Genomic DNA, 26,021 nt, shown 5'->3' on the forward strand with positions numbered 1-26,021 from the left:
TCAGAGTCTTGGATACAGAAAGCTGCAGCCCGTACTACCGGTTAATCCATTATTTTTATGTTTTAAATTTCGACCGCTTCGTCCGCTTCCTCGACCGGTTCTGTATGATCGCAGGAAGTACACTGCAGTCTTGTGCCTTGCTTGTTTCTCTTCTCTACCATCAACGAATCGCATTTAGGACAAGGTTTTGGTGAAGGCTTATCCCACGAGACAAAATCACATTCAGGATATCGGTCACAGCCGTAGAAGATCCGGCCCTTTTTACTGCGGCGCTCGACGACCTGTCCTTCTTTACACGTCGGGCAGGTTACTCCGATATTTTTAATAATCGGCTTGGTATTGCGGCAATCCGGGAATCCAGAGCATGCCAGGAACTTACCAAATCGGCCAAATTTATATACCATCGGTTTGCCGCATTTCTCACAGATCTCATCGGATACCTCATCCTGGATTTCGATCTCACTCATTTCTTCTTCTGCTACATGCAATCTCTTCTCAAAGGATTTATAGAACTCAGCCAATATTTTAACCCAGTCCTCAGATCCTTCTTCAACATGGTCCAAATCCTCTTCCATATGAGCGGTAAACTCCACATCGACAATTTCAGGGAAAAATTGCTCCATCTGCTCGTTAATCAGCTCACCAAGCTCTGTCGGAATAAATTTCTTGTCTTCAATTGCGACATAACCACGTTTCTGAATCGTCTCCAGCGTTGGAGCATACGTACTCGGTCTTCCGATGCCCAGTTCTTCCATCGTCTTGACGAGTCTTGCTTCTGTATATCGAGGCGGCGGCTGTGTAAAGTGCTGCTTCGGCTCAATTTCTTTATGAATAAGCTTATCCCTGCTCTTTAGTGGAGGCAGGAGCTTCTCTTCATCCGTGGTGCCATCGTCGTTGCCTTCAACATAGACCTTCATGAAACCATGGAAGCGAACCTTGGAGCCTGTAGCACGAAAAGAAGCCTCTCCTGCTGCAATATCAACAGACAGGGTATCAAGAATAGCTGAAGCCATCTGACTCGCCACATATCGTTCCCAAATCAGCTTGTATAGACGGAATTGATCACGACTTGTAAATGCTTTCACTGAATCCGGATCTCTCAATACAGAGGTTGGGCGAATCGCCTCATGCGCTTCCTGCGCATTTGCATTTTTCTTGGAATATTGTCTGAATGTTTCCGGAACGAAGGATTCGCCGTACTTACCTGTGATATATTCCTTGGCTTCCTCTTGAGCAGACTGTGCGATACGTGTGGAGTCTGTTCTCATATAAGTGATCAAACCAACCGTGCCTTCCTTGCCAAGCTCAACCCCTTCATATAGCTGCTGAGCTACTGACATCGTCTTTGCTGCACGGAAATTCAATTTACGAGCCGCTTCCTGCTGTAAAGAACTAGTTGTAAAAGGAGCCGAAGGATTGCGCGTGCGCTCTTTCTCTTTGACCTCTGTTACGACATAATCCTTATCTTCTATTTCTTTAAGTATTTCTTTCACTTGCTCTTCATTACTGAGCTCCGTCTTCTCACCACGAAGCTGATGGAACTTTGCCTCAAACGGACTTCCGTCAGCTTCCAGTCTCGCCGTAATGCTCCAATATTCTTCCGGAACAAATTCGTTAATTTCGTCCTCACGATCCAGAATAATTTTGACAGCTACAGACTGAACTCGACCTGCAGATAGACCCTTCTTCACCTTTTTCCATAAAAGTGGACTGATCTTGTAGCCTACTAGCCGGTCCAAAATACGTCTTGCCTGCTGTGCATTGACAAGATCCATATTAATCTTGCGAGGTGTCTTGAAGGCATCCTTGACTGCCTGCTTCGTTATCTCATTAAAAACAACCCGGCAGCTCTCGGTTTGGTCAAGATCCAGAGCATGAGCCAAATGCCAAGCGATTGCTTCACCCTCACGATCGGGGTCAGCTGCCAGATATACTTTTTTCACTTTTTTAGATGCGTCCTTAAGTTCTTTCAGCACAGAACCTTTTCCGCGGATTGTAATATATTTAGGATTAAAATCATTCTCCACTTCTACGCCGGTCTGACTCTTCGGCAAATCGCGGACATGGCCCATCGACGCTTTGACAATATACTTGCTGCCCAAATACTTACCAATTGTCTTTGCTTTCGACGGGGATTCCACGATGACAAGTGAATCCGCCATAGGTTCATCCTCCTCTCACAATATAGCCCTACATGTCACCTATGGCGGATGTAATTTATAACGCCACAGGAATCTATATTAACTTATATATAGCACCAGGTAATTGCATGATTTGCTTTTTTATGATTAAAGATAACAGAACTGAATGCAAATGTCCAAAATCGAATGAGAGTTTGCCCACCAGTTCATCCAAAGTCAGTGGACCTGCCTCCAGCAAATCATATATCATTTGTTCCTCGGAACTCAAGCTTGGCATCATCTTCAGATCTGATTCGCTTCCCGTAGCAGCGATCCTCTCCTGGATTGTCGGCTTAATTAGATGTGCGTATTCTTCATTAATATCCTCTGCGCAAGTAACCAGCTTGGCGCCTTGTTTAATCAGATTCAGTGTTCCCTGGCTCTTGGGTGAAGTAATCATGCCCGGCACAGCAAACACATCTCTTCCCGCCTCAAGTGCAGCATCTGCTGTAATTAAGGAGCCGCTCCGAATATCCGCTTCTACAACCAGCGTTCCATAGGTAAGTCCGGCAATAATTCGATTTCTTTGTGGAAAGAGCCCGGGTCGAGGCTGCATATGGAGCGGATACTCGCTGACCAGCAAGCCTTGTTTCTCTATGTGATTCGCGAGGGTATGATTCTCCGTCGGATAGATATGGGAGAAGCCTCCCCCTAATACAGCAATGGTCGTTCCTCCTGCCTTCAAGGCTGCTTCATGGCAGATACTGTCTATGCCTCGGGCAAGACCACTAACAATCGTGTAGCCTGCATTAGAGAGCTCTGAAGCTAGAATCTCCCCTACCTTTTTGCCATAGCCTGAGGGCACTCGGGTTCCTACCATGGCAATCGAAGGATGATGCAGCAAGCTCACCTCTCCTTTTAGATATAGCACAAGAGGAGGGTCTGGCGTTTCCTTCATGAAAACAGGATAATCCTCATCAAGATAAGTTACAAATTGGGTACGCCCCTTCGATAAGGCATGAAGTCTCTCCTCAATCCATGCTTCGGAGAAGCGCTCGGTTATTTTGAGCGCCTGGTCTTTCTTCATTCCAGTCTGAATCCAGTCCTGAGTTTCGTATTTTAGCATGTCCGTATGTAAATTTCCACTTGAGAGCAGCTTATTTATCGTCTTTCTTCCAATCCCATCAATTTCATGCAGCCCAAGTAATAAATATCTAGATTCCAATAGACTAAACCTCCCTGATCATTAAACGAATGAGTAAATCTGTTATAAAAAGACAAAAAGCAACCCTTCTGTCGTCATTCGACAAAAAGGTTGCTTACCTAGATTCTGCAATATACCCTCTTCCACTATTACAGCTATTATAATAGAAGGAAAATTATTTTAACAATTAGTGAGTCATGCAGAGATTAAGAATACCTCGCTCTTCCAATACGCTAACCAGCGTAGAGCCCATCTCCGAAGGTGTAGGGGCGACGCGGATTCCGCAGGCTTCAAGTGTTTCGATTTTTTCCTTCGCTGTCCCTTTACCACCCGAGATAATCGCTCCTGCATGTCCCATCCGTTTCCCTGGAGGTGCCGTCACACCGCCGATGAAGCCCACTACAGGTTTTGTCATATTATCACGAATCCACTCTGCCGCTTCTTCCTCAGCCGTACCGCCAATCTCACCAATCATGATAACGGCATGTGTATCCGGGTCCTCATTGAAACGGGAGAGAATATCAATAAATTCAGAACCTTTGACAGGATCTCCACCGATACCAACCGCGGAGGATTGACCGATACCACGTGTAGTCAGCTGATGAACCGCCTCATAAGTTAATGTACCACTGCGGGATACAACGCCAACATGACCCGGCATATGAATGTATCCAGGCATGATACCAATCTTACACTCTCCCGGTGTAATGACACCTGGACAGTTAGGCCCGATCAGGACCGTGTTCTTGCCCTCCATGTAACGGGAGACCTTAACCATGTCAAGTACCGGAATACCCTCTGTAATACAAATCACAAGATCTAATTCAGCATCAACAGCTTCCATAATGGAATCTGCTGCAAAAGCCGGGGGAACATAAATAACACTTGCTGTAGCTCCGGTCGCTTCCTTAGCTTCTACCACGGTATTATAAACAGGCAGGCTGACGACATTGCCATTCTCAAGTGTAATGTCAACGTTCGTACCACCCTTGCCAGGAGTTACGCCGCCTACCATCTGAGTGCCGTAATCCAGCGCACCCTTAGCATGGAATTTGGCTGTGGCTCCTGTGATTCCTTGTGTAATCACTTTTGTATCTTTATTTACCAAAATACTCACGATCGTTCACATCCCCTACGGTTATTTTTCAAATATTCGGGCAGCCCCGAAAAGGAATGAATTATTTAACGAGGGCAACGATTTTTTGTGCACCGTCTGCCATCGAATCCGCTGCTACGATGTTAAGACCGGATTCGGATAATATTTTCTTGCCGAGCTCAACGTTTGTTCCTTCAAGTCTTACGACAAGAGGTTTGGTTAAACCAAGCTGTCTCGCTGCTTCAACAACCCCATCCGCAATGACATCACAACGCATGATGCCGCCAAAGATGTTGACGAAGATACCTTCTACCTTAGCATCAGACAGAATGATCTTGAATGCTTCAGTTACTTTCTCGGTTGTAGCACCGCCCCCAACGTCAAGGAAGTTGGCCGGGTCGCCGCCGTAATACTTGATGATATCCATCGTTGCCATCGCAAGACCTGCACCGTTAACCATACAGCCGATGTTACCATCAAGCGCTATGTAGCTCAGGTCAAACTTCGATGCTTCGATCTCTTTCTCATCTTCTTCGTCTAGGTCACGCAAAGCTTGAATGTCCTTGTGACGATATAATGCATTGGAATCAAAATTGAGCTTCGCATCAAGCGCCATTACGTTGCCATCGCCTGTAACAACGAGCGGATTGATCTCGGCAATAGAGCAGTCTTTGTCAACGAATGCTTCATACAGCGCGAGCATGAACTTCACCGCTTTATTGACCAATTCACCTGGAATGTTAATTGCATAAGCTAGTCTCCGCGCCTGGAATACCTGGAAGCCAACCGCAGGATCAATAACCTCTTTGAAAATCTTCTCTGGTGTTGCTGCCGCTACCTCTTCGATTTCGGTACCGCCTTCTTCAGAAGCCATCATGACAACTCGTCCGGTTCCGCGGTCTACGACAACACCTACGTAATATTCCTTGCGAATATCGCATCCTTCTTCGATAAGAAGACGTTTTACTTCTTTACCTTCAGGACCCGTTTGATGAGTGACCAGCACTTTACCGAGAATTTCGGAAGCATATGCGCGTACTTCATCTGAATTTTTGGCTACTTTTACGCCGCCTGCTTTACCGCGTCCACCTGCGTGAATTTGCGCTTTTACTACAGTCACCTGGCTTCCCAGCGACTCTGCGGCCTCTACCGCTTCCTCTACCGTGTAAGCTACTTTCCCGTTCGGAACGGTAACTCCGTACTGTTTCAGCACTTCTTTTCCTTGATATTCATGGATATTCATTCTCGAATCCTCCTATCAACATGACTGCAACAAGGCGGGTTAAATGACATGTTTCCTTATAAACCCACATCATTGTAACATGTTTTTAAAACGCTTACCTTAAAAATTCATCTCCGAACGAGTGTATTTTGATATCGGTATCATTCCAAATATCGAATACTTGGCAATAAATGTAAATAAAAAAACCTTCATGATTAAAAGATCCTTTTAACCAGAAGGCTATTATTATAAACGACTATATTCAGTTTGCCTGTTTATCCATGCACAGCTACTGCTGTTTGCTCTCCACGTTTGCATCATGCACTTTGGCTAACAGACCTTTAAATTGATTCAGCATTACGGTAAACTGCTCATCATCCTCGCTCGTTCCTGAACGCATCGCAAGTGGAATATGCAGCGCTTCATCATGAAGCTTCGCACCTTCCTCTGTCAACGTAATCATAACCTTTCGCTCGTCGTTAGCCGAACGTTCCCTATTGATAAGACCCGCAGACTGCATTCGCTTCAGCAGCGGAGTCAGCGTGCCTGAGTCCAGGTACAGCTTCTCTCCGATATCCTTAACCGTGCATTCCTTATGCTCCCATAGCACCATGAGCACCAGATACTGTGAGTAAGTCACGCCAAGCTTGTCGAGAAAGGGCTGATACAGCTTAGTAATCTCTCTAGAGCATGCATATATAGCAAAGCAAAGCTGGTTCTCCAGCTTCAATTCTTCATGAATCGACATAGTACCTCCACCCGCCAATCAGATTATGTTCTAAACAAGTTGTCTTCAATGCTCCTTTAGCAGGATAATTCACATTTTCTTCTTATTTTAGCACAGCAATCATAAAAATCTACATTTAATTTATAAAAATTATTTACAAATTTATTTTATCATGATAAATTTAATTGTACACAATATATATTTACGGCATTCATATATTATCTTCACTGTGTTCTTATGACTCGTTATTCATCCGTATATACAATTCTCTTGCAGCCTACAGGTTATTCGTTAGTAATATCAAGTTTGGTATTTTGTAGTGATGTTTCCATTACCCTATAAATTGTTGTATGCTGCTGAGAATTTTTATATAGATTATATAGATGAAGTTTCTTGGACAACCAGAATGACATGAAAAATGAGGAAGCACCTCTTCGCGCCGATACTCTCAAGAACATGTAACGAGAGCAGTGTAGAATAGGTGCTTTCCTATTGATATTCAAGAAGAAGAAACAGACACTGGAACGAATATAAAGAATAACCGGGGCTTTAAAAGATTCCTGCTTCGAGGCTTAGCAAAAGTAAGTCTTGAGGTCGGATGGCTTTCTCCTGCTCACAATCTGCTTAAGAAAACAGCCATAGACGCCAAAAACCAAGGAGCTAAGCGAAAACAAACTACTTAGCTCCTTGGCTTTTTACGAATACCATCCTATTTGTTTGGTGAGGGTGTTCCAACGGTTACTTTTAGGACACCCTCTTAAAATGTATTATTTCATATTTGGCAAATTAAATTGAACACCGTCAATTATTAAGGTATTCGATTCAATAAATAGCATGGAACTCCATATTTCTATTGCAAAGTTAGCAGATGAATAGTATTCTGTAACCCAACTTTCTGAAGAAGAGTTGACTGATAATTTACCGATTCCATTTTCATAATAGTCAATTGATGTTAATTCTAAATATGATGAATTATCATGGTCATTGTCTTCATTAAAATAATTTAACCTTTCAGATCCATTATTTCTAACAAAGTAATGTGCAGATACTTTTTCAAATTTCAGTGAATGGTTATTAACTTCACCGTTTTCAACCACATCTAAATTAATTTGAATCGAGTTGCTAAGAAGATCAAAATCAATCTCTTTAATAACTCCACCCCATACCACATTTAATTTAGATATTATTTCTCGCATTTTATCACTTCCCTAAGTATTTATTTAGTATTTTACTTATTTGGCTATAATAATTATCAGTCATATCTATGGAGTGCTACGATATGCAGTCAAAAAACACCCTCATATGAAATAAAATGAGAGATAACGAGGGGACGAGAGACAATGAACAGATACGACAAAGCATTCCCAAAAAGGAGCGACAGCAACGCCTTCTGGTCGGAATCAAAAAGATCTTTGACCAACATGAGGACAATAGCAATTACGGTGTTCAGCGCATTTTGCTAGGCTTGTCTCAAGCAGATATTAAGTCCAGCTATAGTACCGTCTATCGCATCATGAAGAAGTATGGAATTCTGAAGAAGGCCAAGCGTTATCCAAACGGCATAACACGCGAGGATGCTGCAGCCCAAAAGAGCGAGAACCTGATCCAGAGAGACTTTAAATCCTCAACACCGAACCAAAAGTGGCTATCGGATAACGCAAGGAATGCTCGCGGAATAATTTATCACAGCGATAGAGGCAGCCAGTTCATAAGCCATGCTTTCCGAGAGTGTCTGGTCAAACGTAGTGCCATTCAAAGCAACAGTGGCACGGGACGTTGCTATGACAATGCAAGAATGGAAAGTTTTTTTGCTACGCTCAAGAAAGAAAAGTTATACAAGATGAACACGGAACGCTATTCAATGACTTATATTAAATCGATCATCTTCAGATACATCACGGTCTACCAACAGGCGGCGGATCTACACCACAAATCTAGGCGAATAGCCCCCAGCTATCTATCGCGAAAGAATGCTCTCACAAGCAGCGTAGTTACGGGTTTTCTGTAAGAGGGGTGTTTTCAAACTACACTTTTGTTGACAACTCCAAACAGCCCCTCTCATATATTTTATTATTACTCACTGATGGGCTTATTTTGTTTCAAAATTAATGCCCTAAGGTTTTAAGATCATTTCTAAATTCGTCAATTGAATTTTTAATTTTCTTAACATCATTTACTGTGATATCAGATGGTTTGATGTTTATGACCCTCCAAGCTTTCCCATAAACTGTATATATTTCAGTGAATGCACCCTCATTTTCATCAAGAGGGATGAGAGCACCATAAGGTTTAATTACATTTCTGAATTCTTCAATGAGGAAAGCCGCATCAATCATTTCCTGATCCGTAATTTTATTATCCGAAATTAAAGCTGAAAACCGATAATTAATACTGTTGGCCCGCTCGCCTATGCTGATAATCTGTAATTGTTGAAGATCTTTAATTTTGCTAGTGAGGGCGTGGTATTTACTTGCTGTAATTAATGAATAAACTCCAATAATTATTGCTAGACCAATCACCAACAAAATTAGTATATTCTTTTTCATAGTTCACCTTACTCTCTTCCTGTAATCGTGAAGTAGTGCGTAGCTTGTCGAGTATATACATCAACAGGATAGTAATAAGAAATATCATTTGTTGTAAATACAGTGTAGTATGCTTTAGCGCTTGCTTGTAAATTTCTTGTTTTACCATCAGGAACATCGTAGTGAAACACAAAGTTTGAAACTGCACCGATCGATTTTGGTTTGTAATTTGCTTTATATGTTCCTGTTGCAGAATCGTACACACCTGCGGTATATTTATCAGCATTTGCAACCCCAACACTAGGCGGTATCTCTGTTTTATCTTTTGAGACGCTTGTAAGGTATATTGATGCAGATTGGTTATATTTATCTATGTCATGCTTAACTCCACCTGATGACTCATTGATTAAAAAGAAAGCTGTATCCATGAGACCACCTAAGTATGATATCGGTAGTCCGTCAGCTAACCATTCCAAACCAGGAATAGATAATTTAGAGGATTCCTTTGGTAATATATTCGAAGGTGAAATAAAATTATCGACAGGACTTTGCGCTTTAAATGTAGTTACAATTTTAGAGTTTGTTACCTGTGTAGCTCTTATGTCACCTGGCATTTTATAATTACGGCTATACCACTGTTGAACTATGCCATTACGGGTGTATGTTTTTATCCTAGCTTTTACCTGTTAATCCATCATAGAGAACAGAACTAGAAACAGCAATTGTAGCAGCATTGTTCTCTTGTATAGTACCGTTTGGATTATAATTTATTTCACCGATTCCGGTTGCATAATCATAACCTTTATAATAGTACTTTTCATATGCAACGGCTGCAGCACTAGAAGGTTCTATTGAAAAAATGAAAATAGCTAAAATATAACGATAAGCAACGTAATATATTGTTTTTGTTTTTTCATTGTTGGCTTTCTCCATAAATAATCTCATTGATTTGATCCCAGTCATTTTTAGTTAGAAATGCCTCTCCAAATGGGATAAAGGCAGTTTCACCTATAGACCCTGATGTTAATGCAACATCAATTTTTTTAGTTTCAGGTTCAAATCTGATACCCAAGATTGCTTCTTCTTGGTTAACTTTATTTGTTAATTGAACTGAGACACTCCCAATGTAAACTGTCCGATCATCATATTTCACTTCGCGAAATACATCTTGACCTGTAAAGTTGAAAAATTGTTTTTCTTCTTTCAGTTTTAACTTGCCCGATATACTTCCATTATAAAGTGTCATCTCAGAGGACATTTCTTCATTTTTTTGAAGTTCAATATCTAAGACAAGCTGTGATTGTTTTTCTTTACCAAATTTCTTGTTGTTTTCAACAGTTAATGAGCTATCCTTAAACTCTTCTAATAGTTCATCATTTGACTTTATATTGAACTTGTAGGTATTGTTATTCTTATCATCTGTAAATCCCATAGTAAACAGAACTACAGCGAAGAGAGAGAACACTAACCCAACTATTATTATTTTTTTCTTATTCATTCAACAATTCACCTCATGTTACGTATAGATCTATGATCACTGCCCGGACAAATGATAATAGTGACATACTAGCTAATAATTATCCAAGGGAAGAAAGTCTTGGAATTTTTGCTAATGTGCAGTGATAAGTATAGCAGAGTTATTAAGCATGCTTAACCTTTAAATATTTACAATAAAGGAACTTACTTCATTTATATCAAATTAAAGGGTGTTGTTTAAATAGAATTATGCCTTGTCCAAGAGAACAGGACTTCTTCATCACTCAGCTTCTTCGATAATTGCTAGTCTATGATGGCTAATACACCTTGTATAAGTAACTCCGGTCCCCATCCTATCCAAATGGTAAGCACAATCGATACGATTGTAACAATATAAACAATCATCAAGCGGGCACTCTTGGCATTTGCTTCAATACGTAGTCAATCCTCAACAAGCAGTAAATTTATTAATCGTGAATCAAGTAACATTGCAACGATCTTTCATTCCACAATTAATTTTCTCCCTCTTTTTACGATCCAACCGGCGGTGTGCTTGTTTCTCTGGGTTCTTCTGCTTATTCTTCTAAGTTTACTCAGCTAATTTTAATACTTTCATTTATTTTGTAAAGAAACACCTAAACACATAAGGCCAGCATACCCCATAACTGTATATCTTCGATATAATTCTTGACATTTTTAAGCACCCTTATATACAATTCTCTTAAATCAACAGTCGAATTTTGAAGCAAGAAATATCAAATAATGAAAATAAGGAAGCACCTTTTTTCACGTTCATTACGTCCATGATTTGCTCTGAGACGAATACGTAAAAGGGGTGCTTTTTGGTGTACGGAAAATTATACGGTGCGTGCTTATACGGCATAGATGGGGTATTAATTGAGGTGGAAACCGACCTCTCAAACGGTCTGCCCCAGACATCGATCATCGGTCTTCCAGATTCGGCCATCCGAGAAGCGGTGGAGCGTGTTCGCGCAGCGATTAAGAACTGTGGCTTTCAGTATCCGATGCAGCGGATTACGATCAATCTGGCGCCAGCTGATCTGAAGAAGGAGGGGTCCTCTTTCGACTTGGCCATTGCCCTCGCCATTCTGTCGACGAGTGAGCAGCTGCTCCTTCCTCCTGACAAAAAAACGCTCTTCCTCGGCGAGCTTGCGCTCGATGGGAGTCTTCGGCCTGTACCTGGTGTACTTAGTATGGTAGATTTGGCGCGCAGGCAGGGGTTTGATTCCGTCATTCTACCTCATGAAAACGCTGCGGAAGGGGCGATTATTGGTGGGATTGAAGTATTCGGCCTCTCTCATTTGAAAGAGATCATTCCGGACAAGCCTACTTCACCAGATGGAAGAGTCGTGATAGAGAACTACAACCTTCTGAATAGTCATCGTCCGCCTGCCTTGGCTGCTCATCAAGACCGTCCACTTCTTCCTGAGGATTATCTGGATGTGCTCGGTCAGCAGCATGTCAAGCGGGCGCTAACCATTGCCGCAGCCGGTATGCATAACATTCTGCTCGTAGGACCGCCAGGTACGGGGAAAACGATGCTGATCAAACGACTTCCGACCATTCTCCCACCGCTGTCTGAATTGGAGGCACTGGAAGTCACCAAAATTCTAAGTGCATCGGGCAAACTGAAAGAAGGTGTCAGCGGACTTGCCACAAGACGGCCCTTCCGTTCTCCTCATCATACGATCTCTGCTGGCGGACTGATTGGGGGTGGAACTGTTCCGAAGCCCGGGGAAGTGAGCCTTGCCCATAGGGGAATCTTGTTTCTTGACGAGCTGCCAGAATTCAGCAGGCAGGTTCTTGAGGTGCTGAGACAACCTTTGGAGGATCGGCAGGTTACCGTGAGCCGTGCACGAGCCGCCTTTACCTTCCCTGCTCATTTTATGCTCGCTGCATCGATGAATCCGTGTCCGTGCGGATACGCTGGCGGTGATCCCGGGCTGCAGCGCTGCACCTGTAGTCCTGCCAAGGTTGCTGCTTATCGTGCGAAAATATCTGGTCCCTTAATTGATCGAATTGATCTGCAGGTTGAAGTGCCGAGACCTAAAGAAGGATTAGAGGCAACGCTAACTTCTTCTTCGGAAACGATGCTTCAGATGGTTCTCTCCGTTCATAAAATTCAAGCTGCACGCTACAGGCATCACCCTATTTCCTGGAACAGTGAGCTGTCTGGAAGGCTGCTGAGACGTTATGCCAATCTGGAGCCTGATGCATCCGAGATGCTGGTTCAAACGATTGATGCCCTCGGACTCAGTATGAGATCCTATGATCGAATTCTGAAGATGTCCCGGACAATTGCTGATTTAGGAGGGCAGGATTCAATCCAGATCGAACATGTTGCAGAAGCAATACAATATCGTAACCTGGATTTAAAATCTGTGGCGATGCCCGAGTATGATTAAGACACTTTAAGAGAGTGGAATTGCCACCACTTGAAATGGGACTGAAAAACTTCAATTTGATACTGGAAGCAGTAGTGAGGATTATTTGATGTACAATTGTTATCTGTACAGAATTGAGTGAAGATTTGATAGAAGTCGCTAGGATACATAATTGGCATATTGATTTCGAACTGACGAACTGAATGCTAGATACATCATGATACGAACAACCTACGTTCAACCATAATCAATCAGTAACCATTTCTTCTCGCCTTAGATAACATTCTTGCTGCATCATCCAGATCATATTTATTCTCAAGCCAATCGACATCGACGTATTCCATACTTCCGAATCGAGCTTTATAGAAGGCCAGCCTCCGGATGGAATACGGCTCTCCTTCAATCTTATTTAAAAGATAATATCCAAGCAGCTCTGCAGCTTCCTTCCAGGCATAGCCAGCCTTCTTACTCGTCTTCATCTCATATAAGGTACCGTCGACAATGACATCAGCTTGAGCACCGCCTACCAGACGGCGTCTATGATCAAAGGCCGGATAGTATACTGTCTGGCCGTTGATCGTGGTGAAATGCTTCTTAAAAATCTCAATTAAACGAAGTAAATCCGCCATCACATCTGGCGTAGGGAGACTTGTAAATTGTTTGACGAATTGTTCTGTACTGGTATAGGTAGACCTGACGCCTACTCGATATATCGTATCTAGCTTGCTGCACATAAATGCTCCTGCAATCAGCTCAGCTGGATCCATCTGTTCCCCGTGAATGAAGCTCGTCCATTTTGATTTAAAATCGGCATACAGCTCATTCAGCACGGCCGTCTCAGGAACATCCTCAAAAAATTCATTTATGACTTCATGTCCTTTTACAATATAGGGATTAAACGCTGCATCAGGAGAATCTCCATTCTCTCTCGCAATCATGGCGCAGGCCAAATATTGAAAGGAGGTTCGAATAAGGCCCGAAACGTAACTAGTGAACTGGGCTTCAGCCAATATATTTTTATTTTTGAATGGGGCTGCCGCTGTGTTGGAGTAAAAATCATCTGGCAGAGGTGTCACTTCTCGAATCGCTTTTTGCAAAGTAGAATTTGTATTCAATAACGAAGCCAAGCTCATAGATAATTCACCCTATCATGAAATGAATGGACTAGTACCATCCATTATAAATTTCATAAGACGAATTTACAAAAACCAAAAAAGCTCTTTCTGATCCGATCAGAAGAGCTTCATCTTATCATGGCTTTATCTGACTATAGCTTACTCAAAAACCGTTAATTTGTCTGCTGCAGCCGTGCGTTCTTGCGGCTTTGGCACCACATCGGGGTACCCCACATAGATCATGCCAAGAATTTTTTCGCCGGGAACAATATTCAGAGTTTCTCTGAATTTAGGTCCGTACAGAAACGGCTTGGTTACCCAGAAGGTCCCGATCTCTTCACCCCATGCTGCGAGCATGAAATTTTGTATAAGTGCGCTAGTTGCGGCAAAATCCTCATCCCATATCGCTTGGCGTGGATCCTCCTTCATAACGACCAGCAATGTTGACGGATTCGTAAGCACGGCATTGACAAATTTATTGTCCTCGCCCATTTCATTCGATACCGCCTCAGCTAACTTCTGACGGCCTTCGCCCGTGAATAACAGAAATCTCCACGGCTCGCGAAGCTTATGATTCGGTGCCCACACCGCTGTATCCAGCAGTTCGGTAATTTTCTCAACCGGCACTGCCTCCTGCTTAAATTTCTTGATCGTCCGTCGTTCGCGAATGACATCCTTCACATGGACAGATGAAGCGATTTGTGATTCATTCATGTTATATAATCCTCCTTAACAGGTATGAAGTTGTTTTTTTCTCACAGATAATGATAATCTTTATCATTTAGATACTGGTGTTAGCATACCTCGGTTCTTCATCTAAAGTCAAATGATTACCCTAATGATCTATCCTAGGAGTTCCACCCCAAGCCTGCTCTTGCTCTAATAAAACAGGATATGATCGGTCATATCCCAACATTCGTGCGGCATCCCTTGAAGCACTTGTCATCATGTCAAATGATTGTAACAAACATCATCCAACCGTTCGAGCTGAACTCGGGAATTTCTGAATAAGTTCTTAGCTCCAACGATTGGATTAGAATGCATTCATAATGTGATCGATATGTAAAGGTTCCTCTGTCCAGTCTGCTGGATTCAGCAGAACGCCTATGACATCAAAGCGAATGGGACTATTGTATAATTTGCGTTCTTGAATATATACGGCTGCGGTACGGCGTACCTGAGCTTTTTTTCGTAGATTGACCGATTCCAGATGAGTTCCGAAGCGATCCAGGCTAGTCCGGCTTCTAACTTCTGCAAAAATGGTGGTTCCGCCCTTCTGAGCAACAATATCGAGCTCACCGCTCTTACATCTCCAGTTCGTATCCATAATGTCGTAACCCTGCTGCTTAAGGTATTGAACTGCCGCCTGTTCTCCGGCTCCACCTTTCTCTTTGCGAGAATCTTTCCTCTTCCTCGGTGCAGCCGGTTTGGAATTATTATCGTCCTTCATCGTTGCCTACACCTCTTTTCTCTGGCCGGCGGATGCAATCGCCTTCTGCTCGGCCTGATATACAAAGGTAAGCACCTCGGCTACGAGCTGATACAATTCAGGAGGAATTTGTTGATCCAGATCCAGCTTGGACAGCACCTCAACAAGAGCGGGATCTTCTTGTATCGGGACACCATGCTCCAGTGCCTTCTCCAGAATGGATTCGGCCAGCCTTCCGTCCCCTTTGGCGACTACAACGGGGGCTTCTGCTTCGCCAGGTACATATTTGAGCGCAACTGCCTTCTTGCGTACAACACTTTCTTCTTCCTGCTTCATACTCGCATATCCACTCCTTTATATGATTCCGGGACATACGAAGCCATCTTACTTACAGCTGAGGATGAGGAACCTTGTACCTGCTCTGTTTGCTCAGGACGGTTCTCTACCACTTCCGACTTATATACGGATAACTGATAGCCGGTGTTCCGCAGCGCACTGTCCACTTGTTCACGACCCAGCTCAAAAATTTGTGCAGCCATCTCATTATCTGTGCGAATATGCAGACTGATTACCCTGCCTGCCACCTGCATGTCGATCAGCGTGGGACCGAGCTGCTTCATATTCAGGTCAAACCAGATCCGGCAATGGGAGGCATCCATTTCGCCGCGCGGTCCGCGGCGGGACTGGATCTGGACATTTGCCGTCGTCTGACCGTCCGCTCCGCTCAGAGGGATGAACCAGTTCATCTGGGCAAAAGGAGCGGTCCGGTCGGTGTTCATGAGCAGCTGATGCCCTGTGAGCAAGTGCACGAGCTGACCTGCGGTCTCTTTGAGACCGGCAGGAAGCTCTGGACTTGCTTCCATCTGCATCAGCACGCTCTTCAGCGTGTCCGCCTGCTCTGCCGCGGACACCTCTGCCTGCGCTGGTGCGAGCATCCCGCGCACCACCTGCTGCTCGTGCTCCGCACCGAGCAGCTTCAGCACACGCGCCACCCACGAGTCATCCCTCGTGGTGGCAGGCGTGTGCACTGCCGGTGCTGGCGCTGCATCAGCACCGTCCTGCTGCGGCTCGCCCTGCGCCGCCGCAGCAACATCGCTGCCGGCCGGCTCTGCTCCGGCCGGCCCCTGCGGCGCAGCTCGTAGCTGGGCAAGCAGTGCTGCGGCACGCAGCACAAGCTCGCCCCCGCCCGCTGCTGCGCCTCTCGCCTGGACAGGAGCTTCGCCTCTGTCCCCCAGACTGCGATTGGCTGGAGTCGCCGTCCTCGGCTCTTCAGCCTCCCCCACAGGCAGGCTCGGTCCCCCGCCTGCCTCACTCCGTCCTGCGGCAGCCGCCTGCGCATGGCTGCCCGTACGTACCCGGTGATCCTGAGCTGCCGGATCACTAACACCCCATTCTGCCAGCATCCCAGCTACATTAGAACCTGAAGCACCTGGACCCGCTGTCGGAATCGTATTAGACATAGCGGCTGCAGGACCGGCTGTTGCCGTTGTCCTTCCATCTGCTCCGTTTCCTTGAATAGCCCTGGAATCTACGGTCCCTGTCTTCATAGACTCCATGAGCTCCGGTCCATCAGCTCCATCATTTGTACCTGTTAATCCGGTGGTACCCGCTGCTTTGTGAACATCTGCCTGCTGGGCCATTCCGGTACTGAGTAGCCTGCTCCCCTCGCTTCCAGCATGTGTCCGGGCTTGTCTAAGCTCTTGTGAGCCCTCCATTTCTGCAGGCGTATCTGAAATGCCTCCTGGTACCTTTCCACTCAATCCATCGCTTTTAGCGGCTTCAGTTAGTCTTGCATCCAGCTGACCCAGCAGCTCATCTAATGCTGGCCCAAACATCGCATAATATAGTCCAGAGATGGTAGAGCCTGTGACGGGCAGCCCCCTTTGCATGGCAAGACTTGCCGAAGTGATCCACTCGATATCCCCTGCAGCAGCCGGCTTTACATTCATAAGCGATTGAATAAGCTTCACGTTGTCCTTCGTCAGCGGCATTCCGCTCTGCTGCATTGCACTAAGGAGTATTCTGTTCTCCTTCGTATCCGGCAGCTGAAGATTTGTCAGCAGATCTGCAAGCGTTGCAGTTGATACAGATCCAAGTGTACCTTGAAAAGGCTTCATCACCATCATTCCGTCCTTGTTTTGCCCTCCAACCTGAAGCAGCGCATTCTGCCCGGCTACAAGTGGAGTATCTAATGCCGCTCTCACCTGCACCCCTTTGATCTGGAGTACGGCTTCCTTCTGATCCGGTGACACCTGAATGACCTCAGCACGCACCACCATGCCTTCCTTCAGCTCGAGCGTCTTAGCACCGCCTTGAGGCTTGGAATCTCCTAGCATGCCTCTGATTGCTTGACCTATATTCAAATACCATCTACTCCTTTCTACAAATAATGAGATGCTATCTATATCAACACGTATTCAATGAAATTGATTCACCTTATAATCTATTCATTTTATCGGTATAACGGGTGGGACACTGAAGAAGTCGTTGCTATTAAAAAAAGCAGCACTGCTATTAAAAACAGTACTGCACCGAAATAACTTGATCTAGATAATGCATATTCATCCCTCATATAGAACGAATACCATAAAAAAAGGCAGGTATATCCATCAACGATCTTCTGCGATCTAGCGATCTAGCGATCTAGCATCCTATCAAGTTTACCTGCTAGAGTAAGCCACTACGATTAGATATAAACATTACTCAGACTCTGCTCCTCTCTCGCTGCACCAGAACCTGTCTGTTAGAACAATGTAGGCTGCTCCTGCTCTCCTAATATTTTTCCGAGAAAGCTTCTGCGATGCAGCGGTGTAGGTCCCAGTGCGAGCAGCTGCTCTCTGTGCAGCTTTGTCGCATACCCTTTATGTATAGCAATACCGTACTCAGGATACAGAGCATCCCACTCCCCTTTGCACATCCGGTCTCTTGTCACCTTGGCAATGATAGATGCTGCACCAATTGATTGGCTGTTGGCGTCCCCTTTAATAATCGATAATTGCGGCAGAGGTACATCCACGGTTTCTGCATCCACGAGCAGATGATCCGGAGATGGGGTAAGTGCAAGAACCGCCTGTTTCATGGCAAGCCGAGATGCCTGCCTGATGTTAATCCGGTCAATCGTCTCCACATCGACGATCCCTATACCGACTGAGACAGCTTCCTTCATAATGATGTCAAATAACAATTCCCGCTTCTTGTCACTTAGCTTCTTGGAATCATTGACCCCTTCGAGTACTAAACCTTTTGGCAAAATGACAGCAGCAGCTACGACATCACCGAATAAGCAGCCTCTTCCTACTTCATCAATACCTGCAATATATTCAGCTCCGCTGTCCCATGCTTCTCTTTCATATCTAAGCATATCTATCTCAGGCTCTTCGAACGTATCCGTCTCCTGTATGTTCAGATCCAATTCTTTCATTTGTTATTTCCCCCTAACGGCACATCCCATAACCAATATCATAACATATGTATCAATAGGGTAGAAACATATAGAAGCTGGATAATACAGCAATCCCCTGCAGTACGCTGCAGGGGATTGTATTGCTTGCGGTATTCCTATTTAATAGGTTACGGCATCAGCATGTTTCACATTAAAAAGGAGATTCTAGACTGAATCGACCAAGCTTGCCGCCTCTTAGCTCTCTAAGCATCAAGGAGGAAGCCTTCTCCAGATCAATTCGTCCTCCGCTCATGACAGCACCGCGCTTACGCCCGATCTCTTCCATAACGGCAACAATTTGATCCGGATCTTCCGAATCCTTCGGAGCTTCAGACAAGCCGTAACGCTCCTGCATTGCCGGCCAGTAATACTGAGCAAGATATTTGATCGCGAAGAAGGCAATGTCCTCCACGTTAAGGATCTCTTCCTTAATTGCACCCGTAACTGCCAGACGGTAGCCCACATTCTGATCTTCAAATTTAGGCCACAGAATACCTGGGGTATCCAGGAGTTCAATTTCCTTGCCTACTCTGATCCATTGCTGCCCTTTGGTTACGCCTGGACGATCACCAGTCGCCGCAATATTTCTGCCGGCCAAACGGTTGATCAATGTCGATTTACCGACATTCGGAATGCCCACGATCAGTGCGCGAATCGCTCTCGGATTCATGCCTTTGGCAATTTGCCGATCGATCTTTTCCTTCAACAAGATCTTGGCAGTTGAGGGGATATCCTTAACTCCAGTACCTGTATTGGCATCGACAGCGAGTGCAGTATGCCCTTCTTCTTTAAAATACTTGATCCATTCTTCCGTTACCTTCGGGTCAGCCAAATCCGACTTGTTCAGCAGAATCATTCTTGGCTTGTCCTGCAATATTTCATCAATCATCGGGTTACGGCTGGATAATGGAAGCCGTGCATCCACCAGTTCAATGACGACATCAATCAATTTCAGCTTCTCCTGAATTTGTCGACGGGCTCTCGTCATATGTCCTGGAAACCATTGTATGGTCATCGCAATTCACCTTCTTTTTCACAAACAGTTGGATCCATTTGTATCATACCCTGAGGTGCTTCTATCATGAGTATCTACAGATCAAACCGGTATAGTTTGTCCTCTAAATTTCAAAATCAGTGATTAATCCATTCGATATCCTTCAGCGGCCAGAAAATAACGTCGGCACGTCCTACAATATCCTCAAGCGGCACATATCCAATCATGCGACTGTCTGTACTGTTCCCACGGTTATCACCAAGGGCAAAAATATGACCTTCCGGCACAGTGCCGTCCGGGAAATACTCATTCGGGAAGTTATAAGTGTTATACTGTCCGCCATTCGCCTGTGCCTCTGCAATCGCTTCTTGCAGATAAGGCTCCTCCACAACTTCGCCGTTTACTCGCAAGGTATCTCCAGTGACTTCAACCGTGTCCCCTTCAACAGCAATGACCCGCTTAATGAAATCCCGGTTCTCAGAAGGTACATGGAAGACAACGACCTCTCCGCGTTCAGGTTGCCTGATATCATACAGAATCTGGTTCACAATAACTCTTTCCCCTGTATGAAAATTCGGCTGCATCGATGGTCCGTCAACAATAAAAGGCTTGAACAAGAAGAATCGGATAATAAACACAAGCACTAATGCAATTGCAATGGCTTTGATCCATTCCCAAATCTCGTTCTTTACTTTCTTTGACTTAGAATTCCCATTCTCCGGTGTATTCAATCGTTCATTCTGTACATCCTGCTCCATCGCTTGTCCTCACTTCCTCATCCATGTCATCGAAACGATGCATCTAGACATATTCTATGTATGAAATCTGGTTAGAGACATAGCATCTGTTGTCAAGATCGTTTCCTCTGAAAATATTGTAAGAGAAATCTTAGCAGGATACAACTTCATCTCTCCGATCGGAGGGCGAGCGCTCCTCTATATCACATCAATAGATTATATTCTATATTGTTCATATTCACATGAGCTATGTTATTCCTGAATATAAGAACGTAAACCATCTTAAACGAACAATCACTTTTACATAAAAAAGCGAAAAGGGCTTGTTTCCAAGCCCTTTCCGTTTATTCGTTATATTAACGAATTTCTTTAATTCTCGCTGCTTTACCGCGAAGTTCACGAAGATAATAAAGCTTCGCACGACGCACTTTACCACGGCGAGCCACTTCGAGTTTATCGATTTTTGGGGAATGAAGCGGGAAAGTTCTTTCCACACCTACACCGTAAGAAATTTTACGAACTGTAAAAGTCTCACTGATTCCACCACCACGGCGTTTGATTACTACACCTTCGAACAACTGGATACGTTCGCGAGTTCCCTCGATAACCTTAACGTGCACTTTTACAGTGTCACCAGGACGAAAGTTCGGCAAATCTTTACGCAATTGTTCTTGTGTAATCGCTTGGACGATATTCATCTATGACTCCCTCCTTCCGTACAGGTGTTCATGTCTCTTCCGGATAACCTTCTGTTATCCATCATCATCCACAGCGGACCACCGTATTCCACACAACAGAAAAATTATAACATGTTATTACGAAGTAATGCAAGCATTAAGAACTTTTTTTCTCATAAACTCACCGGTGCATGCAGATTCATGCCATTTGGTGTCTGATTCAGCATATTGTTGTATCCACGATGTAACAATCTAGCAAATCCCGGGCTTCTTAATCTACTCATGCCGTTTAACCTGATCCAGCCATGCTTTCTCCTTTTTCGTCAGCTCCACCTGCTCCAGCAGATCTGGACGTCTGGTCAGCGTCCGAAGTAAGGACTGTTCTCTGCGCCAAGCATCAATGTTTTTGTGATGACCTGACAGCAGGATATCCGGTACCTTATGGCCTCTAAACTCCGCAGGTCTGGTATAGTGAGGATACTCTAGCAAACCGGTGCTGAATGAATCTGTAACTGCACTTGTCTCGTTACCCAGCACTCCTGGAAGCAGTCTCACCACACTGTCTATCACGACCATTGCAGGCAGTTCTCCACCTGTCAGCACATAATCTCCGGTCGAGATCTCATCCGTGACGAGATGCTCTCGAATTCGCTCATCATAGCCTTCGTAGTGACCACATATAAAGATGAGATGCTCTTCTTTGGACAGCTCCTCTGCCTTCTTCTGCGTAAAGGTCTCTCCTTGAGGGCACATCAGAATAATGCGCGGCTGCTTGGCAGAAGAAGCCTCTGGCTGTGTCTCTTCAGCTGATTTTGCAGCAGCACTCGATTGGGCATCCTGCTCCGCTTCGTTCAGCAAATCTTCCACTGCTGCAAAAATCGGCTCTGGCTTTAGCACCATTCCGCCGCCGCCGCCGTATGGCATGTCATCTACTTGTCCATGCTTGTTCCCTGCGTATTCACGGAAATTCAGAGCGTTTAAGGAAACAATTCCTTTGGCCTGGGCCTTACCTAATATGCTGGTACCAAATACACCATGAAACATTTCCGGAAACAGGGTTAATACATCAACCTTCATTACACTAATCCTTCCATCAGATGCACGGTTACCTTTTGATTCACAACATCAACATGCAAAATGACATCGTCAATATAAGGAAGCAGAATCTCTTTGCCGTTGTTTGCTTTGACCACCCAAACGTCATTCGCTCCTGGAGTCAGGATCTCTTTGATCGTGCCAAGTGTCTCTCCTTCATCAGTTACCACTTCGCAGCCGACAATCTGATGGAAGTAGAACTCGTCTTCACTCAGTTCAGTTTGATACTCAGCAGACACTTTCAGCATCATGCCTTTATATTTTTCTACTTCATTGATGTTGGTAAAGTCGTTCAAACGCACGACAAACATATTTTTGTGAAGCCTTGCCGACTCTACCGTTACAGGCAGTTGTCCCTCCCCCGTATCGATAACCAGCTTGCTCCCTTTAGCAAAGCGCTCTTCAGGGAAATCGGTCAGCGGGAGTACTTTCAGCTCACCACGAATCCCGTGGGTATTTACGATTTTTCCTACATTAAAAAATTGTGACATAGGTCCTCCTGTATTTCAATTAGACAAGGCTAAGTTATATAAGCATGTACGAAAAAGGGCTAGGACATGCATCCTAACCCCCTTTCGTATATCTTTAAGATATGATATCGACGGTAACCCGTTTATCCATCTTAACTGCTGCAGATGTGACGACCGTACGGAGTGCTTTCGCGATCCTCCCCTGCTTGCCGATCACTTTCCCCACATCCTCAGGATGCACGGTCAATTCATAGACAACAAGGCGATCCTTCTCCAGTGTCCGGACCGACACATCTTCCGGATGATCTACCAAAGCCTTCGCAATAACGCCGACTAATTGTTCCATAGATACCCTCCGTTATCAGCACCTAATTATTTCTGTTGTTTAAGCTCATGGAACTTCTTCATTACACCCGCTTTGCTAAGCAAGTTGCGAACTGTATCAGATGCTTGCGCACCATTTTGAAGCCATTTGAGTGCTTTATCTTCATCGATCTTAACCACTGCTGGTTGTTCAACCGGATTGTAGTAACCGATTTCCTCGATAAAACGGCCATCACGCGGGGAACGGGAATCCGATACAACCACACGATAGAAAGGCGCTTTATGAGCTCCCATACGTTTCAGACGAATACGAACTGCCACGAAAATTCACCTCCTTCAATAAAATATATATTGTAAGCTCGGCTTAACGGAAAGGAAATTTCATTCCCTTACCGAGTCCTTTAAGCTGCTTCATTGCTTTCTTGTTGCCCTTCGGCCCCATCATACCGCTGAATTGCTTCATTACTTTACGCATTTCATCGAACTGCTTAATCAGACGATTAACTTCCGCAACGGTAGTTCCGCTGCCTGCTGCAATCCGTTTGCGGCGGGATGGATTGATGATCTCTGGATTCTGCTTCTCTTCTCTTGTCATAGAGAAGACGATGGCTTCGATCCGATTCATCTGCTTATCATCAACCTTAAGATCCTTGGTCTGTTTCATATTGCTCATCCCAGGAATCATGTCCATGAGCTGATCCAGTGGTCCAAGCTTCTTGATCTGGTCCATTTGCTCAAGAAAATCTTCGAACGTGAACGATGCGGTCCGCATCTTCTGTTCCATTTCCTTCGCCTTTGCCGTATCAATGTTCGACTGGGCCTTCTCGATCAAGGACAGCATATCACCCATGCCCAAAATTCGGGAGGACATGCGTTCCGGATGGAACGGTTCAAGTGCATCCAGTTTCTCACCCAGGGTGATAAATTTGATCGGGCACCCGGTCACTGCTTTGACGGAGAGGGCAGCACCACCGCGCGTATCTCCATCCAGCTTCGTAAGCACGACGCCAGTAAGCGATAGCTGCGAGTTAAAATGCTCTGCTACGTTAACTGCATCCTGACCTGTCATTGCATCGACGACGAGAAGCACTTCATCCGGATTCACATTGCTGTGAATTAACCGAAGCTCTTCCATCAGCTCTTCATCTACATGGAGACGACCAGCCGTATCAATAATAACATAATCGTGACCGTTGTCCTTGGCATGCTGTAAGCCTTGCTTCGCAATCTCTACCGGGCTTGTCTTGTCACCTAAAGTGAATACCGGTGCCTTGAGCTGCTCTCCAAGCACCTGCAGCTGCTTGATCGCCGCAGGACGGTAAATATCGCCAGCCACAAGGAGCGGCTTTGCATTTTGCTTCTGCAAGAGCTTCGCGAGCTTACCTGTGGTTGTCGTCTTACCGGCACCCTGTAAACCGACCATCATAATGACTGTCGGCGGTTTGTTTGCCTTAGCCAGCTTAGACTGGCTTCCGCCCATCAGCTCGGTCAGCTCTTTATTTACGATGTCAATGATGACCATGCCAGGCGTGAAGCTCTCCATCACTTCCTTACCGACGGCCTTCTCTTTGACTTTCGAAATAAACTGCTTGACGACCTTGAAGTTAACATCAGCTTCAAGCAAGGCAAGACGCACCTCTCGCATCGCTTCGTTAACGTCTTCCTCGCTTACTTTCCCTTTGCCGCGAAGCTTGCTGAATACATTGGTAAGTCGAGCTGTTAATCCTTCAAATGGCATAAACACACCTCCTAAAGTTCATATTGCGAAGGGTAATCCCTATTCCAGAACCTCCAGGTGGTTCATCATTTCATTCATTCTATGTTTGTCTTCACTCGTCATCCCGCTTGATTCAATCATGGCTTTAAGCTTCTCTAGATTCATAAGCCGCCGTTCATGCTTCTCAAGCAAGCCGAGTTTATCCTCATACATTTCAAGTACCTGCTCTGCACGCTTAATGTGCTCGTAAACCGCTTGTCGACTAATCTCAAATTCGGAGGCAATCTCTCCCAAGGAGAAATCATCATGAAAATAATACTTCAGAAAAGTCTGCTGCTTCTCAGTTAACAGGTTTTCATAAAAATCAAACAGTAAGTTGATTCGATTCGTCTTCTCAAGCCGATTCTCCTGACTCATCTTGAGGGACACTCCCTTCGTCAAGGAAAAACACTTTACACTCATTAACGTTCTCTATCTTACAAAAAACAAAAGAAGATGTCAAGCATAAATCCTTGTCATCTTCTCATCGATTTTATTTTTGAGATCTACAGCCACATATTAGACTTCTAAGCATCTATAATCTGATGGGTGTCAGATAAATAATGACGGCAAAGAAATGCAGCACACTGCCTGCCAGAACGAATAAATGCCAAATGGCATGATGAAACGGAAAGCCGCGCCAGACATAAAAGATCGTACCCAGCGTATAACAAAGTCCTCCGGCAACAAGAAGAACTATTCCTCCTGAAGGAATTGCGGCGGTTAATGGAGCCCACGCAATGACGATCAGCCAGCCCATCGCAATGTAGAACAAGGTAGACATAAACAGAAACCGCTTGGTGAAGAACGCCTTGAAAGCTACACCGAACAAGGCAATTCCCCATATGATTCCAAACAGGGTCCAGCCGAGTGTACCGCGAATCGCGACCAGCAAGAATGGAGTATACGTTCCTGCTATAAATAAGTAGATGGAGGAGTGATCAAAAATCTCAAATAGATCCTTCGCTTTGCCATCCTTCAGAGCATGTACGAAAGTAGAGCTGATGTACAAGAGCAGCATGGACACTCCATAAACCGTAAAGCTGACAACATGCCAAGCTGTTCCATTCACACTTGCGGCAACAATAAGCAGTACGAGCGCTGCAACACTGAGGAGAGCCCCTATTCCATGGGTAATGGCATTTGCGACTTCCTCTCTTCGAGTATAGGTATAGGTGTTAGCCATAGAATCCATCCTTTCAACATC

General features: G+C 44.7%; 28 protein-coding genes. 2 read left to right on the forward strand and 26 right to left on the reverse strand.

The features are described from left to right. Positions 1-62: 62 nt before the first annotated feature. The 6 genes from topA to BK126_RS02645 form a co-directional block, all read right to left on the reverse strand. Entirely contained in the window at positions 63-2,162 is a 2,100-nt protein-coding gene (gene topA / locus BK126_RS02620) for a type I DNA topoisomerase (RefSeq protein ID WP_076311155.1), read from the reverse strand. A 73-nt stretch (positions 2,163-2,235) separates the two neighbouring features. Beyond that, the gene (gene dprA / locus BK126_RS02625) at positions 2,236-3,345 is read right to left on the reverse strand and encodes a DNA-processing protein DprA (protein WP_076311156.1); all 1,110 of its coding nucleotides are present in this window, start codon (positions 3,343-3,345) and stop codon (positions 2,236-2,238) included. A gap of 166 nt (positions 3,346-3,511) precedes the next feature. Beyond that, positions 3,512-4,441, reverse strand: coding sequence for a succinate--CoA ligase subunit alpha (gene sucD, locus BK126_RS02630; protein ID WP_076311157.1), 930 nt, complete (start codon positions 4,439-4,441; stop codon positions 3,512-3,514). A 61-nt stretch (positions 4,442-4,502) separates the two neighbouring features. Beyond that, on the reverse strand, positions 4,503-5,663 hold the full coding sequence (sucC, locus tag BK126_RS02635) for an ADP-forming succinate--CoA ligase subunit beta (RefSeq protein WP_076311158.1): 1,161 nt from the start codon (positions 5,661-5,663) through the stop codon (positions 4,503-4,505). A 268-nt stretch (positions 5,664-5,931) separates the two neighbouring features. Then, positions 5,932-6,390, reverse strand: coding sequence for a MarR family winged helix-turn-helix transcriptional regulator (locus tag BK126_RS02640; RefSeq protein ID WP_076311159.1), 459 nt, complete (start codon positions 6,388-6,390; stop codon positions 5,932-5,934). A 746-nt stretch (positions 6,391-7,136) separates the two neighbouring features. Further along, positions 7,137-7,565, reverse strand: coding sequence for a YxiG family protein (locus BK126_RS02645; protein ID WP_076311160.1), 429 nt, complete (start codon positions 7,563-7,565; stop codon positions 7,137-7,139). A 116-nt stretch (positions 7,566-7,681) separates the two neighbouring features. Between BK126_RS02645 and BK126_RS02650 the strand changes: the two genes are divergently transcribed. Beyond that, a complete protein-coding gene (locus BK126_RS02650) occupies positions 7,682-8,377 on the forward strand; it encodes an IS3 family transposase (RefSeq protein WP_090722992.1) in 696 nt (231 codons plus the stop codon). 97 nt (positions 8,378-8,474) lie between these two features. Here BK126_RS02650 and BK126_RS02655 read toward each other — a convergent pair whose 3' ends face one another. From BK126_RS02655 to BK126_RS02670, 4 genes are read right to left on the reverse strand one after another with little or no spacing between them, the layout of a single operon-like run. Continuing rightward, entirely contained in the window at positions 8,475-8,915 is a 441-nt protein-coding gene (locus BK126_RS02655) for a hypothetical protein (RefSeq protein WP_076311161.1), read from the reverse strand. Between the two features lie 8 nt (positions 8,916-8,923). Next, positions 8,924-9,508: a hypothetical protein gene (locus BK126_RS02660; RefSeq protein ID WP_143757656.1), complete on the reverse strand. Its 585-nt coding sequence runs from the start codon at positions 9,506-9,508 to the stop codon at positions 8,924-8,926. 58 nt (positions 9,509-9,566) lie between these two features. Next, on the reverse strand, positions 9,567-9,827 hold the full coding sequence (locus BK126_RS02665) for a hypothetical protein (RefSeq protein WP_076311163.1): 261 nt from the start codon (positions 9,825-9,827) through the stop codon (positions 9,567-9,569). After that, positions 9,808-10,392, reverse strand: a complete 585-nt coding sequence (locus tag BK126_RS02670) for a hypothetical protein (RefSeq protein ID WP_076311164.1) — start codon at positions 10,390-10,392, stop codon at positions 9,808-9,810. Before BK126_RS02670 ends, BK126_RS02665 begins: the two co-directional genes overlap by 20 nt. A gap of 823 nt (positions 10,393-11,215) precedes the next feature. Between BK126_RS02670 and BK126_RS02675 the strand changes: the two genes are divergently transcribed. Continuing rightward, positions 11,216-12,796, forward strand: coding sequence for a YifB family Mg chelatase-like AAA ATPase (locus BK126_RS02675; RefSeq protein ID WP_076311165.1), 1,581 nt, complete (start codon positions 11,216-11,218; stop codon positions 12,794-12,796). Positions 12,797-13,026: 230 nt separating this feature from the next. On the opposite strand, the gene BK126_RS02680 is transcribed toward BK126_RS02675, so the two are convergent. From BK126_RS02680 to trhA, 16 genes are all read right to left on the reverse strand, one after another. Continuing rightward, positions 13,027-13,908 carry a hypothetical protein gene (locus tag BK126_RS02680; RefSeq protein WP_076311166.1) on the reverse strand — a complete coding sequence of 294 codons (882 nt, stop codon included), beginning with the start codon at positions 13,906-13,908 and terminating at the stop codon, positions 13,027-13,029. 141 nt (positions 13,909-14,049) lie between these two features. Continuing rightward, the gene (locus tag BK126_RS02685; RefSeq protein WP_076311167.1) at positions 14,050-14,604 is read right to left on the reverse strand and encodes a nitroreductase family protein; all 555 of its coding nucleotides are present in this window, start codon (positions 14,602-14,604) and stop codon (positions 14,050-14,052) included. Positions 14,605-14,923: 319 nt separating this feature from the next. Beyond that, positions 14,924-15,340 (reverse strand): YraN family protein, encoded by a 417-nt coding sequence (locus BK126_RS02690; RefSeq protein ID WP_076311168.1) that lies wholly within the window; start codon positions 15,338-15,340, stop codon positions 14,924-14,926. A 6-nt stretch (positions 15,341-15,346) separates the two neighbouring features. Beyond that, the gene (locus BK126_RS02695; RefSeq protein ID WP_076311169.1) at positions 15,347-15,655 is read right to left on the reverse strand and encodes an EscU/YscU/HrcU family type III secretion system export apparatus switch protein; all 309 of its coding nucleotides are present in this window, start codon (positions 15,653-15,655) and stop codon (positions 15,347-15,349) included. Next, positions 15,652-17,682, reverse strand: coding sequence for a flagellar hook-length control protein FliK (locus tag BK126_RS02700; RefSeq protein ID WP_076311170.1), 2,031 nt, complete (start codon positions 17,680-17,682; stop codon positions 15,652-15,654). Before BK126_RS02700 ends, BK126_RS02695 begins: the two co-directional genes overlap by 4 nt. A gap of 380 nt (positions 17,683-18,062) precedes the next feature. Further along, on the reverse strand, positions 18,063-18,740 hold the full coding sequence (locus tag BK126_RS02705) for a ribonuclease HII (protein ID WP_076311171.1): 678 nt from the start codon (positions 18,738-18,740) through the stop codon (positions 18,063-18,065). Positions 18,741-18,912: 172 nt separating this feature from the next. Beyond that, positions 18,913-19,776: a ribosome biogenesis GTPase YlqF gene (gene ylqF / locus BK126_RS02710; protein WP_047909743.1), complete on the reverse strand. Its 864-nt coding sequence runs from the start codon at positions 19,774-19,776 to the stop codon at positions 18,913-18,915. Between the two features lie 116 nt (positions 19,777-19,892). Beyond that, entirely contained in the window at positions 19,893-20,513 is a 621-nt protein-coding gene (gene lepB / locus BK126_RS02715) for a signal peptidase I (protein ID WP_047909744.1), read from the reverse strand. Positions 20,514-20,848: 335 nt separating this feature from the next. Further along, entirely contained in the window at positions 20,849-21,190 is a 342-nt protein-coding gene (gene rplS / locus BK126_RS02720) for a 50S ribosomal protein L19 (protein WP_047909745.1), read from the reverse strand. Positions 21,191-21,445: 255 nt separating this feature from the next. After that, positions 21,446-22,246, reverse strand: a complete 801-nt coding sequence (gene trmD / locus BK126_RS02725; protein ID WP_076311172.1) for a tRNA (guanosine(37)-N1)-methyltransferase TrmD — start codon at positions 22,244-22,246, stop codon at positions 21,446-21,448. Further along, positions 22,246-22,755 carry a ribosome maturation factor RimM gene (gene rimM / locus BK126_RS02730; RefSeq protein WP_076311173.1) on the reverse strand — a complete coding sequence of 170 codons (510 nt, stop codon included), beginning with the start codon at positions 22,753-22,755 and terminating at the stop codon, positions 22,246-22,248. Before rimM ends, trmD begins: the two co-directional genes overlap by 1 nt. A gap of 94 nt (positions 22,756-22,849) precedes the next feature. Further along, positions 22,850-23,080 (reverse strand): KH domain-containing protein, encoded by a 231-nt coding sequence (locus BK126_RS02735; protein WP_047909748.1) that lies wholly within the window; start codon positions 23,078-23,080, stop codon positions 22,850-22,852. Positions 23,081-23,106: 26 nt separating this feature from the next. Then, positions 23,107-23,379, reverse strand: coding sequence for a 30S ribosomal protein S16 (gene rpsP / locus BK126_RS02740; RefSeq protein WP_047909749.1), 273 nt, complete (start codon positions 23,377-23,379; stop codon positions 23,107-23,109). 43 nt (positions 23,380-23,422) lie between these two features. Beyond that, a complete protein-coding gene (ffh, locus tag BK126_RS02745) occupies positions 23,423-24,796 on the reverse strand; it encodes a signal recognition particle protein (RefSeq protein ID WP_076311174.1) in 1,374 nt (457 codons plus the stop codon). A 39-nt stretch (positions 24,797-24,835) separates the two neighbouring features. Next, positions 24,836-25,192 (reverse strand): putative DNA-binding protein, encoded by a 357-nt coding sequence (locus BK126_RS02750; protein WP_076311175.1) that lies wholly within the window; start codon positions 25,190-25,192, stop codon positions 24,836-24,838. Positions 25,193-25,349: 157 nt separating this feature from the next. Next, a complete protein-coding gene (gene trhA, locus BK126_RS02755; protein WP_076311176.1) occupies positions 25,350-26,000 on the reverse strand; it encodes a PAQR family membrane homeostasis protein TrhA in 651 nt (216 codons plus the stop codon). Positions 26,001-26,021: the final 21 nt, after the last annotated feature.

Source organism: Paenibacillus sp. FSL H7-0326 (assembly GCF_001955535.1).
GTDB lineage: Bacteria > Bacillota > Bacilli > Paenibacillales > Paenibacillaceae > Paenibacillus > Paenibacillus shunpengii.